General features: G+C 44.0%; 15 protein-coding genes and 1 pseudogene. 3 read left to right on the forward strand and 13 right to left on the reverse strand.

The features are described from left to right. The first annotated feature begins 190 nt into the window (after positions 1-190). Both IQ211_RS15195 and IQ211_RS15200 read left to right on the forward strand, forming a co-directional pair. Positions 191-1,472 (forward strand): annotated as a pseudogene (locus tag IQ211_RS15195) (integrase domain-containing protein). Next, positions 1,462-2,193 (forward strand): hypothetical protein, encoded by a 732-nt coding sequence (locus IQ211_RS15200; protein WP_189760439.1) that lies wholly within the window; start codon positions 1,462-1,464, stop codon positions 2,191-2,193. Before IQ211_RS15195 ends, IQ211_RS15200 begins: the two are co-directional and overlap by 11 nt. Before the next feature lie 45 nt (positions 2,194-2,238). Here the strand turns inward: IQ211_RS15200 and IQ211_RS15205 are convergent, their stop codons facing one another. From IQ211_RS15205 to IQ211_RS15265, 13 genes are all read right to left on the reverse strand, one after another. Beyond that, a complete protein-coding gene (locus IQ211_RS15205; RefSeq protein ID WP_189760438.1) occupies positions 2,239-5,109 on the reverse strand; it encodes a DUF927 domain-containing protein in 2,871 nt (956 codons plus the stop codon). Next, the gene (locus IQ211_RS15210) at positions 5,099-5,326 is read right to left on the reverse strand and encodes a hypothetical protein (protein ID WP_189760437.1); all 228 of its coding nucleotides are present in this window, start codon (positions 5,324-5,326) and stop codon (positions 5,099-5,101) included. Before IQ211_RS15210 ends, IQ211_RS15205 begins: the two co-directional genes overlap by 11 nt. A gap of 1 nt (position 5,327) precedes the next feature. Further along, positions 5,328-5,537, reverse strand: a complete 210-nt coding sequence (locus tag IQ211_RS15215; RefSeq protein WP_189760436.1) for a helix-turn-helix transcriptional regulator — start codon at positions 5,535-5,537, stop codon at positions 5,328-5,330. A gap of 265 nt (positions 5,538-5,802) precedes the next feature. Beyond that, on the reverse strand, positions 5,803-6,138 hold the full coding sequence (locus IQ211_RS15220) for a hypothetical protein (RefSeq protein WP_189760435.1): 336 nt from the start codon (positions 6,136-6,138) through the stop codon (positions 5,803-5,805). Beyond that, complete coding sequence (locus IQ211_RS15225) at positions 6,138-6,704, reverse strand: hypothetical protein (RefSeq protein WP_189760434.1); 567 nt, start codon at positions 6,702-6,704, stop codon at positions 6,138-6,140. Before IQ211_RS15225 ends, IQ211_RS15220 begins: the two co-directional genes overlap by 1 nt. Continuing rightward, positions 6,697-6,939 (reverse strand): hypothetical protein, encoded by a 243-nt coding sequence (locus tag IQ211_RS15230; RefSeq protein WP_189760433.1) that lies wholly within the window; start codon positions 6,937-6,939, stop codon positions 6,697-6,699. Before IQ211_RS15230 ends, IQ211_RS15225 begins: the two co-directional genes overlap by 8 nt. After that, positions 6,932-7,519 carry a host cell division inhibitor Icd-like protein gene (locus IQ211_RS15235; RefSeq protein ID WP_189760432.1) on the reverse strand — a complete coding sequence of 196 codons (588 nt, stop codon included), beginning with the start codon at positions 7,517-7,519 and terminating at the stop codon, positions 6,932-6,934. Before IQ211_RS15235 ends, IQ211_RS15230 begins: the two co-directional genes overlap by 8 nt. After that, positions 7,519-8,322: an antA/AntB antirepressor family protein gene (locus IQ211_RS15240; protein ID WP_282885502.1), complete on the reverse strand. Its 804-nt coding sequence runs from the start codon at positions 8,320-8,322 to the stop codon at positions 7,519-7,521. The genes IQ211_RS15235 and IQ211_RS15240 overlap by 1 nt, the downstream gene beginning before the upstream one ends. A gap of 122 nt (positions 8,323-8,444) precedes the next feature. Continuing rightward, the gene (locus tag IQ211_RS15245; RefSeq protein WP_189760431.1) at positions 8,445-8,663 is read right to left on the reverse strand and encodes a helix-turn-helix transcriptional regulator; all 219 of its coding nucleotides are present in this window, start codon (positions 8,661-8,663) and stop codon (positions 8,445-8,447) included. A 129-nt stretch (positions 8,664-8,792) separates the two neighbouring features. Then, a complete protein-coding gene (locus IQ211_RS15250; RefSeq protein ID WP_189760441.1) occupies positions 8,793-9,662 on the reverse strand; it encodes a hypothetical protein in 870 nt (289 codons plus the stop codon). A 346-nt stretch (positions 9,663-10,008) separates the two neighbouring features. Next, on the reverse strand, positions 10,009-10,440 hold the full coding sequence (locus tag IQ211_RS15255) for an antiterminator Q family protein (protein ID WP_189760430.1): 432 nt from the start codon (positions 10,438-10,440) through the stop codon (positions 10,009-10,011). A gap of 607 nt (positions 10,441-11,047) precedes the next feature. Further along, complete coding sequence (locus IQ211_RS15260; RefSeq protein ID WP_189760429.1) at positions 11,048-11,347, reverse strand: phage baseplate plug family protein; 300 nt, start codon at positions 11,345-11,347, stop codon at positions 11,048-11,050. A gap of 2 nt (positions 11,348-11,349) precedes the next feature. After that, entirely contained in the window at positions 11,350-12,000 is a 651-nt protein-coding gene (locus IQ211_RS15265; protein ID WP_189760428.1) for a phage baseplate protein, read from the reverse strand. Positions 12,001-12,389: 389 nt separating this feature from the next. On the opposite strand from IQ211_RS15265, the gene IQ211_RS15270 reads away from it, so the two are divergent. Continuing rightward, on the forward strand, positions 12,390-12,872 hold the full coding sequence (locus IQ211_RS15270; protein WP_189760427.1) for a hypothetical protein: 483 nt from the start codon (positions 12,390-12,392) through the stop codon (positions 12,870-12,872). The last annotated feature ends 565 nt before the right edge of the window (positions 12,873-13,437 follow it).

Consider the following 13,437-nt stretch of genomic DNA (forward strand, 5'->3'; position numbering starts at 1 on the left):
TTTTGTTCCTTTATTGCTCTTTGTTTCGCAACTTAAGGTTATAAAGGCAGGGCTATGTCATTTCAATTCACTATGTCATCTCATCTAGAAAGTCGAGCATCGCGTAAAGTTAGTAGTAACAGCCCGACAAAACCAATAAATGCTTACTACTACCACATAGAACACTTACTACTACGGTTAGAGGTGCATGATGCCAAAAAAGATAACGCCGCTTTCCCCTACAACGGTATCTAATGCCAAAGCCAAACTTGATAGCAAAACGGGTAAGCCCAAAGATACGATCTATCGTGATGGGGATAATCTAGAACTCCTCGTAAAAGCATCAGGCATTAAGCTCTGGTATTTCCGATACTACAAACCACTCACCCAAAAGCGCACCATGATTGCGTTCGGTGAATACCCCTCTATTAAGCTGGCAGATGCGCGCCGACTCAAAGACGAAGCAAAAGCGCTACTGGCTAACAATATTGATCCGGTTGACCAGCGTAAACAGCAAGCAGCGGCAATACAGGAAGAGAACAGCAACACCTTAAAGAATATTGCTATTCGCTGGTTCGAGGTGAAGAAAACTACAGTTAGTGAGGATTACGCCAAAGACATCTGGCGCTCACTGGAAAAAGATATATTCCCTAAACTCGGTGATGTACCGATATCAAGCCTCAAAGCGCCTATGCTGGTGGAAGTGCTCAAGCCGATTGAAGCACGGGGCAATCTGGAAACGATTAAACGCCTGACGCAAAGAACCGTGGAGATCATCGACTACGCCATGAACTTAGGCGTTATTGATGCCAATCCTTTTACCACTGTCAGCAAAGCCTTTCCTAAGCCAAAGAAAAAGCATAACCCGACCATTCGACCCGAAGAACTCCCCGGATTAATGCAAGCACTCTCCATTGCAAAGGTAGAACGGCAAACCCGTTTAGTTATTGAGTGGCAACTATTAACCGCTATGCGCCCGGGGGAAGCGGTAAAAGCTCGTTGGTCTGAAATAGACTTTGATAACAGACTCTGGAATGCGCCCGCGGAAACGATGAAGATGGATCGCCCTCACACAGTGCCTTTATGCCAACCGGCTTTAGATATTCTTGAAGTGATGAAGCCTATCAGCGGGCATAGAGAATTTGTCTTTCCCCACAGATCTACCCCCAATACGCACATGAGTAGCCAGACGGCAAATATGGCACTAAAGCGCATGGGATACCAAGATATCCTCACTGCTCATGGTATCCGCTCAATCATCAGCACAGCATTAAATGAACAAGGCTTTATGCCCGATGCTATAGAAGCTGTGTTGGCTCATGGGGGAAAAGAACTCTGTCCGGGCAGCGTATAACAGAGCCACCTATTTAGAACAGCGCAGGGTTATGATGGACTGGTGGGGGCTGTATGTAAAAGGTGCAGCAATGGGTGATTTAACAGTAGCTGGAAGCGTCAAAGGATTACGTGTCGTAGGAAGTGATTATGTCGGATGAGCTTTTTATTATTGAGAATGTCAACGCAGCACTCGATTACTACAATATGGGGCGAGGGATGGAGGACGGGCTATATCCTCACTCCCCGGCTTATTGGTGTGCTGGCCAAGTTGCTAACTTAACCGATGCTGAACGAGAAGCATCATTATCCAGATTAGACATATGGGATATGCTATATGGGCCTGTTAGCTATATAAAAGAACTGTGTCAGCCCGGTAGCGATGTTTGGCGTTACTTTATAGTCGATACATCTATAAACAGTACCAAGAATGACTTACTGGTCAGTGCGTGTGCTATATGGGGATGGGGGTTAACCGAGGACTCTAATAGTGTATCATGCTATTTAGCAGCCTCTAACCTCGTCTTTGCAATCTTGGCTCAAGAGCAATATGACAACGAGATTATTAACGACTTTGAAAACCTAGACATTAAATATAAGCGCAGAAAAGCAGCAAAAGCGAGACATGACAACTACTATGGCCCACTTAAAATTTCGATTAGAAAATGGGCACAAGAAACTATCAATACTACAAGTAGAAACATAACTAAAGCCGCGCTAGCTACCGCCGCGGACTCTTGTTACCGCGATTGGATAAAAGAAAATCCACCAGCAACCCCAGCTTATAATAGGCTGCACCCTTTAAATAATAACGGACAACGATTGAATGAACCAACATACCGTACTATTTACGGATGGGTAAAAACGCTACTCGACAAATAGAAGAGCCAGTAAAAAGAAATAAGCCGGATTGCTCCGGCTCTTTTATTACTCAAATAGCTTTTCTTCATCTATTCGGTAAAATCTACGCTGGTCTGGATACCCAAGTGGGGCACGTTTCTTAGGATTATAAACAGTGCGTGATTTACCGTTCTTGCCTGTCTCCTCCGTTACCCCAATAAGCACTCCTTTCTTGTGTAACGCGGCAATTGTTATATCAAAATTACAGCCATCCAGCGCACGATCTTTCAATGCGTCTGACGTAATCCAATAAATACGGGATAGAGGGGTATCATCAGCAGATACTGATTCGTTGCTGAAATCAGCCAAGCCAACACTCTTCCCATTGGACAAAGTAATATACCCATCGGATATAGGCATACTCCCAGTGTCATTAGAGGAAGAACGAAAGCGCGATTCACTATATGTACTGAGATATGAACGCAACCGCTCAATGCCGTTTACCGCTTCCAAATCGCCAGTAGTCCCCCTATCATCTATATAGGCGTTGAAGCACTCACCTACGCAGCGTAGCGATTCCTCGGTATCCCATCCAGTAATACCCCATTCCGTCGCTAGCTCTCCCGCAGCAGCACATAGAGCAAACCGCTCTAATACTCGGTCTAACTGTGCTCCTGCATCGTCTGGCCTATAGCTTGACTTAAACTCAGTGATTAACTCTCGCAAGCGATCAACCAACTCCGAACGGGTAGAAGCGGTAAGCTTTTCAAGCCATGAGATACCGGCACAACCATAATATTTCGTTGTTAAAGCATTCAGCGAATCAGCAAATTCTTTTGCTGTGCCTGAACCGTGGAGGGTATCAAAAACGCCATTTTCATCGCTTACTATTGCTGGGATATCCACAAACCGTGCTTGCTGACCAGCGGCAACTCTCTCACCCGAAGCCTTAAGATAACTCTCGAAAGCGTCTTCACTGGATGCCAGTACCAGAGTCCGCCATTGTAGCGTCTCACGCAAAGTAACATCCTTTGTGCCTCGTGCCTTTCCCTGCCCAAGAGCCAGCATATAAGCAATCTGCCCCACCAGCTTAGGGTTAACGCTTTTCAGTTCATCCAGGATTAACGGCAGGTCATTATGAGCTGTGGCCAATACCTCGATCCCGACTAAAGTGGTATTGCAACTATGAGAATAACCGCCTGTCGTTGCACCGCTACCCCATACAGAGGCGGCGATATGCTGAGCGGTACTCTTACCTTTGGTTGATGCCCCTTTCAGGCTGAATACCCCGCCATCAACGCCCAATACATTGAGCAAAGGCGCAGCAAAAGCAACGCAGAGAGAAAATACTAACCGGGTATTACCGGCGCATTTCGTGCTGATATTTTTCTGCCATTCTTCAAGAGAACCAGACTGCGTTAATTGACTGCTTTCACTCTTTTTACGCCCGGATAATTGGTACATCACTTTGCTGGTGGAACTACCTATCGTACTTTCTGGCAATACAAACAAGTGATCATTAAACCAGCCCGTTGAAGTGGCTAAGGTTATGCGCTCCCTTGCCGTTGAGATATTAAGATATTCCAATAGACCACGGCTCATATTGGTACTGATATATAACCCCAACTTAGACAAAGTAGGGATAATATCACTACTGGATTTATGTAATTGCTCATCCGGTACAATGAATTGCTTAGTTTCCCGATCCCGGTCTTTAAATGAAATCAGCTTTCCCCAGTTATCGCTATACATATCACGAGTTAATCCCAGCACTGAGAACGGTGCAGATATCTTCCGGGCTACAATGTTTTTTGCCTTCCCTTTTCCCTCTTCAACATTCTTCATTAGACCGTCCTCGGTCATATAAAAACCGTGCTTTTCTAATTCTAAATAAGGTCGAAGAATTTGGGGGTTTTCCCACCCAAGCGAGGCAGCGTGCGAAAATATCCATTTATAACTGGTGAGATCAGCACGGGAAGTATCCCAAGTTGATTCAAAGTGAACAGCATCAAATGCCGCTCCACCCGCCTCAGACCATTCCAGCGCCAATTGGTATGCATTGTCTTCATAGGGTGTGTTTTTCAAACTACCAAGAGCAGCGATTACCCTTTGCCAATTTTGTCTGCCTCCCTCTGATATTGCCAACATCGCAGGGGAAAACAGAGCAGCCTGTAAATCATCTAATGTATGTTCGTCTATCTCATACCAGCGGTCTAAATCAGAGTCACTATCATAGTGTTGTCTTACAGGCCCGGGAGGTGTCTTCGACACAAGCGGAGTCATAGCAAGATAGTTCGCTACGTCTGCCAGCTCACCGTCTAAATGGTGGATAATGGCATCAGTCACATCCTCCCCGGTTTTGGTTTTCCGGCGTACAGCATTCACTATGGGTAAATAGCATTGTTGTTCGGCACGATAGACAGATTCATCCCACCCAATGACAGGCTTCCACTCGCTGATCAAATCCTCTTCGGCGATTTGTTGAATGGCTGTTTCTATTTTACTGGCTATCATCTGGCAAACATGAATGCCCTCAGTGCGATCTACCTCCGAATTTAGGAGTATTACAAAACGACAACGCGGAGCATCTTCGGTATAATTGAAAGTCGTATAAAGCACACCTTTGAACGTCTTTTTTAAGTAACTGACCATCGCATCAAATGTTTGGGGGCTGTCAAAACTATCGCAGTCAAACGATACAAAGCGGCGTTTAGCCGCTAATGCTGAAAGCCTCCAATTTTTTATACCCTGAAACTTCTCAGGGTATTTTTCTTTCGGGGTATTGCCTCTTGGGTGTTCCCCCTGTTCCATTGCTGCACAAAAATATTGTTTCTTTTTAGCTGTCGCAGTATCAGTTATTAATTGCTCAATGAACTGATCTGCATTTTCGGCACATCGTTGTTCAGGGGTAATATCGTATACATCCCGTCCACGGGAATAATAAATTTTATCGGCCATTATTACGGTTTCCTTTCTTTCTGTTCTCCCGGCGTTCTATGGCAGCAGCACGACGGCATAGAGCACGGTTAACATAATTCTCAGCAACAAGTACCAATTCATCGTAATTTCGCGGATTAACTAAATCGGGAATGCGTGTGTTACTTTTAATGGAATAGCTGCGTTGCATAACAGCGATGTGATCATTTTGAGAGCGCAGATGTCTATTGTTAGCCATATTATCTATTCTCCTGTCCACGGGTATTAAGACGAGACTCAATATATTTATTAACCTCACTTGCTGCCCAACCAATGCGCCGTAATCCCAATTTCACGGACTTAGGGAATTCAGGTGTTCTTTTTAAAAACTCATGGAAGCCACTATCGGATTTATAGTGCAGCGCCGCTTTCACTTCTTTTTTAGTCAGCATCGATTCACTAATACTCATTACGTATTCTCCTGCGTTAAACGGCCATAAACGAAAATAAACGCGAGAAAAATAGCCATTAACGAAATAACAAAGAAGCCCTTTACACGTGCAGGCTGTAATAAGAAATACACTCTGCATATGCAGGCTGTAATAGCGAAACATAGAAAGCCAATACGTAGGAAATTACATATTGGCTATTATTCCGGGGAGGGGATATATTTATCCCTGCCTTAATTTATATACGGCATCTTTTATCGTTCGCGTTTATTTCCGATACAGCTCGTTAGCGTCCCCCTTTCTTTTTCTGCTTACGCTTACATTTCTTCGATTTGGTTCCGATATGTTTTGAGCCGCCACTAAATTTAATCGCGTTTGAGGATTTAAATACCTGACTGTAGGGGGCATTTCTGGTCGCATTCTTCGTGAGCTTACGGCTGCGTGATTTGCTTACGTTTTCCTCAAACACCGTCAGTATCGGAACAACTCTTGGTTCTCGAAAATCTTCGCCAAAATCAATTTCTTTAGCTGTATTTATCGCTTCCTCGGCATTACCGTTCTGCTCATTCATAGCATCGTTAACTGTCTCAGAGACAACGCTGGTGGATTTAGATTTGTTCATCAGTGCATCACCCTCGGCTTGTTGCCCGCCATCTGCGGTAAGCCCTCTTCAATAAAGCCGCGATGCAGATCGAACATGACTTCTCGACCAAAATCAGACAGCGCCGCGCCTTGACCAGGGAACCCCGTTAGCATTTGCCAATAGAAACTGACAGCGTTCTTTAACCCTTTCTCGTGGCCAAATCGCTCAATCAACGCACCTTCAATATTGTTCTCCAGTGCTGAGCATTCAGTAGATAAGAATAATGGAAGTATTACCGGGGAATTTTTCAGCTTAAAAATGGCGTTGCTGTTGTGTTTTTCCCTTTGTTCCAGAATCCAAACATGCGCCACCAGCCAACGAAAGAAACGAATATCACCGACCGCTTGCCCTTCGGGGTGTGTGGTTAGCCATGCCATCATTAGCTCTAAAGCGACATCGGTTTGGTAGTCCCATTCGCCACCATTAACCCGGTCTAAAATAGAAGTCGCAGGCAGAGAAGCCACTATCATCTCAGGCCTGTTTTCCTCGGACTGGCTGTACAGCGTCACAATGCCGTTTTCGATAACCGTTCTGTAATCACGCATATTGCACCTCATTAGCCTGGTTAACGTGGGGTTCAGTCTCAGCCGTCCAGTAAGCGCGCTTGCCCTCTTCGGTATGCAGTTGTAACAGTTGCTGGGCGTACTCCAGTAAATCGGCTTCGATATCCCTTGCTTCGGGGTCTAGGCGCAAATACTCCACGGCTTTAAGGAATGCGGCCACTGGCTCTAACACATCAGCGGGGTGAGCATAGATAGTTGTTAAGGAACGATCAGACATGGCGCACCTCCTGTACTGGCAGGCGACCAGCAAAGAGCAGGACGAAATCACGGGAAAGCGTAGAACGGGCATTGTGCTCGTCAGGGGCAATAGTCTCTACACGGCTGGGTATAGCGTTTAAATCTGCGCGCTTGACGCTCAGAAACACGAATTTGAAATGAGTGGGGGTAGGGATAGTCGCCATAGTTGCGATCTCCTTGATGTAATATAAGGAGTCACCACCAGAGTTCTCACACTCGGAAAGGGCGGTGACACTAGCAGAGGTGAGAATACTGGACATCAAGGAAACCAGCCTACCTTTCGGTAGCTCCGCTAGCGGCACCATTGAATACGTATAGGCGAATACCGCCTCAAATGAAAGGTGCTGCGATGCAGTGACACAAAAAAAGACGCTAGGCGCGTCATGTGTCGCCAAGATGTTAATCAGGTTCTCACGCCTGACACCAGATTTTGCTGGTGCGCAGTCAATATAGCCAATGTTGGATAACAAAGTAAAGAGACAATGATCACTATTTTTGTGATGGCTCTCTCTTATAGCGCTAAAAAACTCAATAGGTTGCGTAGTGTTGCACGTTGTCATTACTTGGCCTCCATGCGCTGCGCTAACCATTTCTGAGATAAGCCCATTAACTTGTCTTTACGGGTAGAGTAGTCCATGCCTAGCTCAATCAGCGTTGTGTTGGTCTGCTCCAGATAGGAAAGGTGCTCAAGCTGTAATTCGCTCATTGCATCACGAGGATTGCCAATAATGCTATGCTGCTGCGCCCACTGTTTGGCAGTCATGCCCGCCAATACAATACGGTTCAGCATGTTTGATTCATTGGTGTAATGACGTGGCAATGTGGTTTTGCCCTGCTCCATACGCGCCATTTCCAACGCTGCACACATCGGCTTGTGGTAGCTTTGTGCCTTTAAGCGTGCTTTCAGCTCACTACGTAGTTCTTTAGTCACTACTGGAGCAACTTTGTGTAACGCTTCCTCGCACTTGATAAAGTACTGGCGGATTAAGCGCCCTTGGTCGGTACGCTCAACCATTGCCAGCTCTTTCGCCATGTTAATAGTGACGTGATAGTCTTTTGTTAATTGTTGTCTGGATTTTGCGCTGTCCGAATTTGGATAGCGCAAATTTTCGACGACAGAATAATCTTGATTCTCAATAAAACTGTATTGGTTAATCCTGTCACCAATCCAGGCAGCGAAAGCACGCTTAACACCTAATGCCTCATGTAATGCTTTTGCACTCGCGCCATTAATTAATTGACCGTTAATCGTGCCTTGAATAACCGGTAACATTTCAGCGAAAGATAGTTCGCTAGTATCGTGCTGGCTGAATTTAGAGCGAGTTTGTCCGGTGGCATTTAAGCCACTTTTTAAATGTTCCACGTTTATGACTCCGTTATTTGGTAGGGTACGGTGATAAAAGTACTTCGGCTTGCGATGTTAGACATGCCCTTAGATCCACCAGCAAAGATAAGCCTGTGAGTTGCCGGGCAATGGATACAATATTAGCCATTACGCGCTGCCTCCAAGCGTTCATCTAAACGAGCGGCAATAATGCGCTGGTTAATCCACGCATCAACTTCACTTTCGATAAACGCAGAAGCGCGAGCGCCGGTCTTTATTTGCTTGGGGAACTTCCCTTCGGAAATGTATTTGTACACCGTGGACTTGCCTAAACCAGTACGGCGACATACTTCGGGTAATCTGATAAGAGAGTGTTTCATAAATAATAGCCTTTCTCGGTTGTTAGTAATTGGTATTGGAGGAACGAGAGAAAGACTAAGGCATTTGAATTTGGAATATTCGAATGTTCCGGGAATATTCCAAATATTCCAAAAAAGTAAGATGAGGGACTATTTATCATTCACCATTTTGATATCCACGCTTTCAAGAAATGGCGTTATCTCGATAGCTGCTTCACGTAAGTAGTCTTGTATTTTTCTTCCATCTAAGTGAGCTACGCCACGATCTCGCAAATCTTGGCGTATTCCACTATCGGGGTTATCTAATTCTCGGCGGGGGTATTCAGCGGTATCAGAGTCATACGCTGCGTAAAGTACCGCCTTTGTAAACCGGGCGAGAGTATTAAACTTCTTGGCGGATATTTTGTTATCTTTTAATTGTGACTCCGGTTTATTTTTTTTCGTTGGTTTATTTTCAGATAAGGGGATATTGTGAATAATCGCGTATAGCTTCTCTAACTCAAAACGCGGAATAACAGGCTCTGGCATGGGGAACGTTGCTGATTCAATGTATTCTGTGCCCTGATTTTCATCATATGCAGCGCCAGATTTCTTTTTTTTATTCTTGTTCTTACTGCTCGCATAAAGCTCTGTAGCATCGTCAATCATGTAACGACGATAACTACGCATCTTGCTTTTTTTTCCTGCTTTTTCCTTGTTTATTTCTCCGGTTGATAAATCGATACCACTCAGAACGGCTGTATTCCACTCCGAATCGCCAAAGCGTACAGCAAGGTATTTATGTTTTTCGGCTTCTCCAAAATGTAAGCTGAATAAGTACCCTAGACCTTCTTTAAACCATAGATCCCGTATATCGTCTGTAAGTCTATACCTACCTATAACCCCCTCTTTAAACCATAGTTCAAGGTGTTTTGCTGTTACTTTAAAGGGTGGTTCGGTTGCGTTGAGTAAGTCTAACGCAACGCTCATGGGGGGATTTTCAAATACACATGCCAGAGGTTTTGGTTTTGGATCTTTCATCACGCCCGCCTTATAAACGTTATGCCTTAACAATGGAGGTGATGAGGCAGGCGGTAAGGCGTACCGCTTTTCTCTCCGTCGAGATAGCCCCATCGAATAACATTGTGCTATAGCTGGTGGATTTTGTCCAAAGTCTAATCGTGCTGTTTTGGAACAATTAAGCGTAATCAAATGGTTATGATTAGGTGGGATATATAAATTGTTGATTGATATTAACTTCCTGCATTGGAGGAAGTTGACCGGGTAGTGTATCTAACTCGTTGAATTGACTTAATTCCGGTGGGTAGCCGGAATCACTTTGCTGGTGGAGCCGTTCGCGCGGGTTATCGGGCAAGGGATAGGCTTTTTACCGTTGAGCGTTTAATGCTGAACTGGACAAATTCGCCCTGTTACCGTGGAAGCCATAGATTAGGTCTATTTCTAATGGCTCGTCCAAAACCTCCAGGCAACCTAAGATAAAACTTTCAGCCACTAGCATACGCTTTCTGACTTCGCTTTCACTGAGCTTGAACTTGCGACCAATTGCGCGTTTAGACATGCCGCTAACATAGTGGTGCTCGATAAAATCGCATTCCTGAGCCATACCCACATTACGCAGCTTGGCAACGCAGCCATCTATAATCATGCCGTCCTCGTCACTGCACGATAATTTGTTGTTGCTGGTATAAGTCACCGCGTCTTTAAACCCGGCTGATACCGACTTCCACCCAATGTTAACCCTGCCTTGCACTACCCACCCGCCCCAGTGCGTTAATATCTTCGGTATATCTCTGTGCATGATTTTTTATCCGCCCCGAACGTACTAGTTAGAAAGTACAGTTTAGCATTGGCAGTCGATAGAGGGAACGTGATAAATAGATGGTACAACTTTTGGACTATCCTGATTTTAAAGGGTTTTTACTTACTATCAGCTTTATGATGTGATCCAAAGTTGGATAATAATGATTTCAAAGGGTTTTTCAATTCTAGCGAATCGCGAGAATTAAGCCTTATCAAGAAGTTACAGGGAAGTGCTCACTTGATTGGCTAACGGGCAAGAGATGACGCAAATCTGCGTCATTAAAAGAATCAAAGAGTTATCTATAACCAAGATGATCGGTTTTTCGATCATCAATATAACTACCTGATTCAACTTAATTATACCGATTCGTTAGAATCAAAAGCCCCTTGCTCTTAACTGGCGAGATATTGGTAAGCAGTGCTACTTGCAATATTTTACCAGTTTAACCACCTTGCATGGCTTCTGCTTTAAGATGCAAATTTTTACACGTTGCCTAACTCGTTGATATTACCCGTAAAGCATATTTGCGCTACAGGTAACTGTTTGATTCTAATCATGATGTAGGTTTTGAATCATGGTCAAGACGTTGATCATCAATGTTATCTCAAAAAGACTTGAAGTATAGCCGTCCAGTACCGCCCACCGCCTCTTCGCTCTTCTCGTCAACACCATTACAAACAAAAACCAGCGCACCGTTAAAACCTAGATACCTATACCGCTCCAAAATATCGATGCCAGTAACCAATGGCACCCCCAAGACAATTGGTTCACTATTAGGGTGCATGATATCTAATATCCAACCTGCAATTTCCCTGTACTGTATTTTCATCCGGTATTCTATGCCGCCTAGCTGAATATCAAACAATTGGTTTTCATTCAATAAAGGGATCTCAACAACGCTCATTTTCAACCTCCTGTGATTCTCTTGCTAGCCCTGGTCAACGCTCCGCCGAATAATTTATCTGCTGCGTCAAACCCCTCTTGTAACAAACTCTTATTAGTGTCGACTGTTATTGGCGTCACCCTTCCACGGTCAACCGCTGGTCTTATATCTAACGGTGCTTTCATTGATACCCGTGGAACTTTCACACCCTCGACCGTTGCAATATCGACAATAATCACTTCGCGCAAGGTCAACGTGACCATAAGCACATTCTCAGAGGTCTTATCCGTCTTGACCTCAATTGCCCTGATCAGCATGTTTCTGTACCGCCGTTTGCCCGTGATGACGTCGAACGGCTCCTTAGAGGCTCTGAGTTTGAGCAATTGCTCATAAACTTCTTTAGGGTTTTTACCCAATATTTCTTCGGTATCAAAATCAAATATCTTAGTAGGCGTATCAAAACCATCAATCAATGAACCACCACCGGCAAAGCCAATTTCCATTGTCACTTCTGCGGGCTTGTCATAAGCATGATCGCTAATAGCCGCGCCATACTGTACCGGGTGCTCGGTAATTTCAGTTGCGTCAATGTGCTTTTCCGATATCACCACACTCGGCACTATCAGCCCTATTTTTCGGGTATTTTGAAAGAATAACGTTGATAAAATATCCATCGGTTATCCTACCTGTTTAAAAGTTTATGTTGATAAAATATACCAAAGTAACCCAATAAGACCACAAAGTTTGGGTAAATGGAAATTTTCACGATGCCTTTAATACCAAGCCATAACAAGTAAGCAAGCACTCACAAATCTAATTAATAATCTAAAACTACATAAAAATACAGAATAAAAAAGCAGCAGTCAGATCGGGTTATTAACACGTGGTGTTGTGGAGGGGAAAACGGGATAGCAAGGCGGGTGGGGTAATCGCGATAAATAACCGTTTCATTTTAATCATGGTCAATGTTAGCCGTTCTGCTTGTAGTATTTCACCCTCAAAGACAGGCTTGATAAACTATCCCCTCACCTTTTTATAAACTAAATAGTATCGATTACAAACTATGCAAAACGGACTTGTTAAATTAGCGGCTGACACCCGAACAGTATTTGAAAAAGAGCACCAGAAAATAAATGATATGGGCATTCCTTTCTTTTATAGCTTCCCGATTAATTCTTGTCAGGGGGCTTCTGTATTCCTCGGTATGGTAGCTCAACAATTTTTCCCCAATGCCGATATTAAAATTGTATTAGGCAGTGATAGGAAAAAGAGAGAGCATCATTACTGGTTAGAAATTGACAAGAAAGTTTATGACCTGACAGTAGACCAATTTATATCTTGGATGGACGAGCAATATAATTGCCCTGACAAACCTATCTACGCTGAAAAGAAACATCCACTGGCAAGGTACTTTTTCTATAAACAACATTTTTCTCCAGTGAGCGCATACGCTATTTTCTGTACTCAATACGCAAAGAATACTAAGTCGGCAATTATTGCCTATGACTTTATGAGAGCAGAACTAAGAAAGCTGGGCTGGGATTAAGCCGGGGAGCTGAATATATAAGGCGGAACTCCGCCTTAACTCTTTGATTAATTTTAATTGCTTCGTTTCGGAGGAATCAACGGCCGTGCCCGTAACTCAAATCTGAGGTACGGTTAACTACATGATTCTGCTTATGATCCAAAAGTTACACCATCTTTGAGAGCAAAGCACGTTGCCGAACGGTTCAATGAAGCTATGCGCCTGTAAGGAAGCGAGCCCCCATCATTCAAAATTTTTCACTTAGCTATACATAAAACTACAGAAAAATATTAACGATTCCGAAACCACATCAAACTACGGGATTGGAAAGCCAGCCTTTATAGAAATATTTCCGCTCCAGAGCTAAGCAGAAATTACTGCTTTGACCTAAGCGAAGATCCCCACTCAGCTCTACCGACAAATTTGGCGTTAGCCATACACGTATTTACAATAGCCAAAAAGATGTTGCTCATTTCCGGGGAAAGCTTTATTAAAGGGACGGGACACATAAAATAGATACTGTCCCGCCCTTGTCCCGTTAGTTTACTGAATATGAATTATTAAAATAAGCATAACTATATAATAT

The organism is Xenorhabdus griffiniae (assembly GCF_015163655.1).
Classification (GTDB): Bacteria; Pseudomonadota; Gammaproteobacteria; order Enterobacterales; family Enterobacteriaceae; genus Xenorhabdus; species Xenorhabdus griffiniae.

Bases quoted from the DNA above. Each gene is read 5' to 3' on its own strand.
- IQ211_RS15200 (WP_189760439.1), top strand. From the start codon at position 1,462: ATGTCGGATGAGCTTTTTATTATTGAGAATGTCAACGCAGCACTCGAT.
- IQ211_RS15205 (WP_189760438.1), bottom strand. From the start codon at position 5,109: ATGGCCGATAAAATTTATTATTCCCGTGGACGGGATGTATACGATATT.
- IQ211_RS15210 (WP_189760437.1), bottom strand. From the start codon at position 5,326: ATGGCTAACAATAGACATCTGCGCTCTCAAAATGATCACATCGCTGTT.
- IQ211_RS15215 (WP_189760436.1), bottom strand. From the start codon at position 5,537: ATGAGTATTAGTGAATCGATGCTGACTAAAAAAGAAGTGAAAGCGGCG.
- IQ211_RS15220 (WP_189760435.1), bottom strand. From the start codon at position 6,138: ATGAACAAATCTAAATCCACCAGCGTTGTCTCTGAGACAGTTAACGAT.
- IQ211_RS15225 (WP_189760434.1), bottom strand. From the start codon at position 6,704: ATGCGTGATTACAGAACGGTTATCGAAAACGGCATTGTGACGCTGTAC.
- IQ211_RS15230 (WP_189760433.1), bottom strand. From the start codon at position 6,939: ATGTCTGATCGTTCCTTAACAACTATCTATGCTCACCCCGCTGATGTG.
- IQ211_RS15235 (WP_189760432.1), bottom strand. From the start codon at position 7,519: ATGACAACGTGCAACACTACGCAACCTATTGAGTTTTTTAGCGCTATA.
- IQ211_RS15245 (WP_189760431.1), bottom strand. From the start codon at position 8,663: ATGAAACACTCTCTTATCAGATTACCCGAAGTATGTCGCCGTACTGGT.
- IQ211_RS15250 (WP_189760441.1), bottom strand. From the start codon at position 9,662: ATGAAAGATCCAAAACCAAAACCTCTGGCATGTGTATTTGAAAATCCC.
- IQ211_RS15255 (WP_189760430.1), bottom strand. From the start codon at position 10,440: ATGCACAGAGATATACCGAAGATATTAACGCACTGGGGCGGGTGGGTA.
- IQ211_RS15260 (WP_189760429.1), bottom strand. From the start codon at position 11,347: ATGAGCGTTGTTGAGATCCCTTTATTGAATGAAAACCAATTGTTTGAT.
- IQ211_RS15265 (WP_189760428.1), bottom strand. From the start codon at position 12,000: ATGGATATTTTATCAACGTTATTCTTTCAAAATACCCGAAAAATAGGG.
- IQ211_RS15270 (WP_189760427.1), top strand. From the start codon at position 12,390: ATGCAAAACGGACTTGTTAAATTAGCGGCTGACACCCGAACAGTATTT.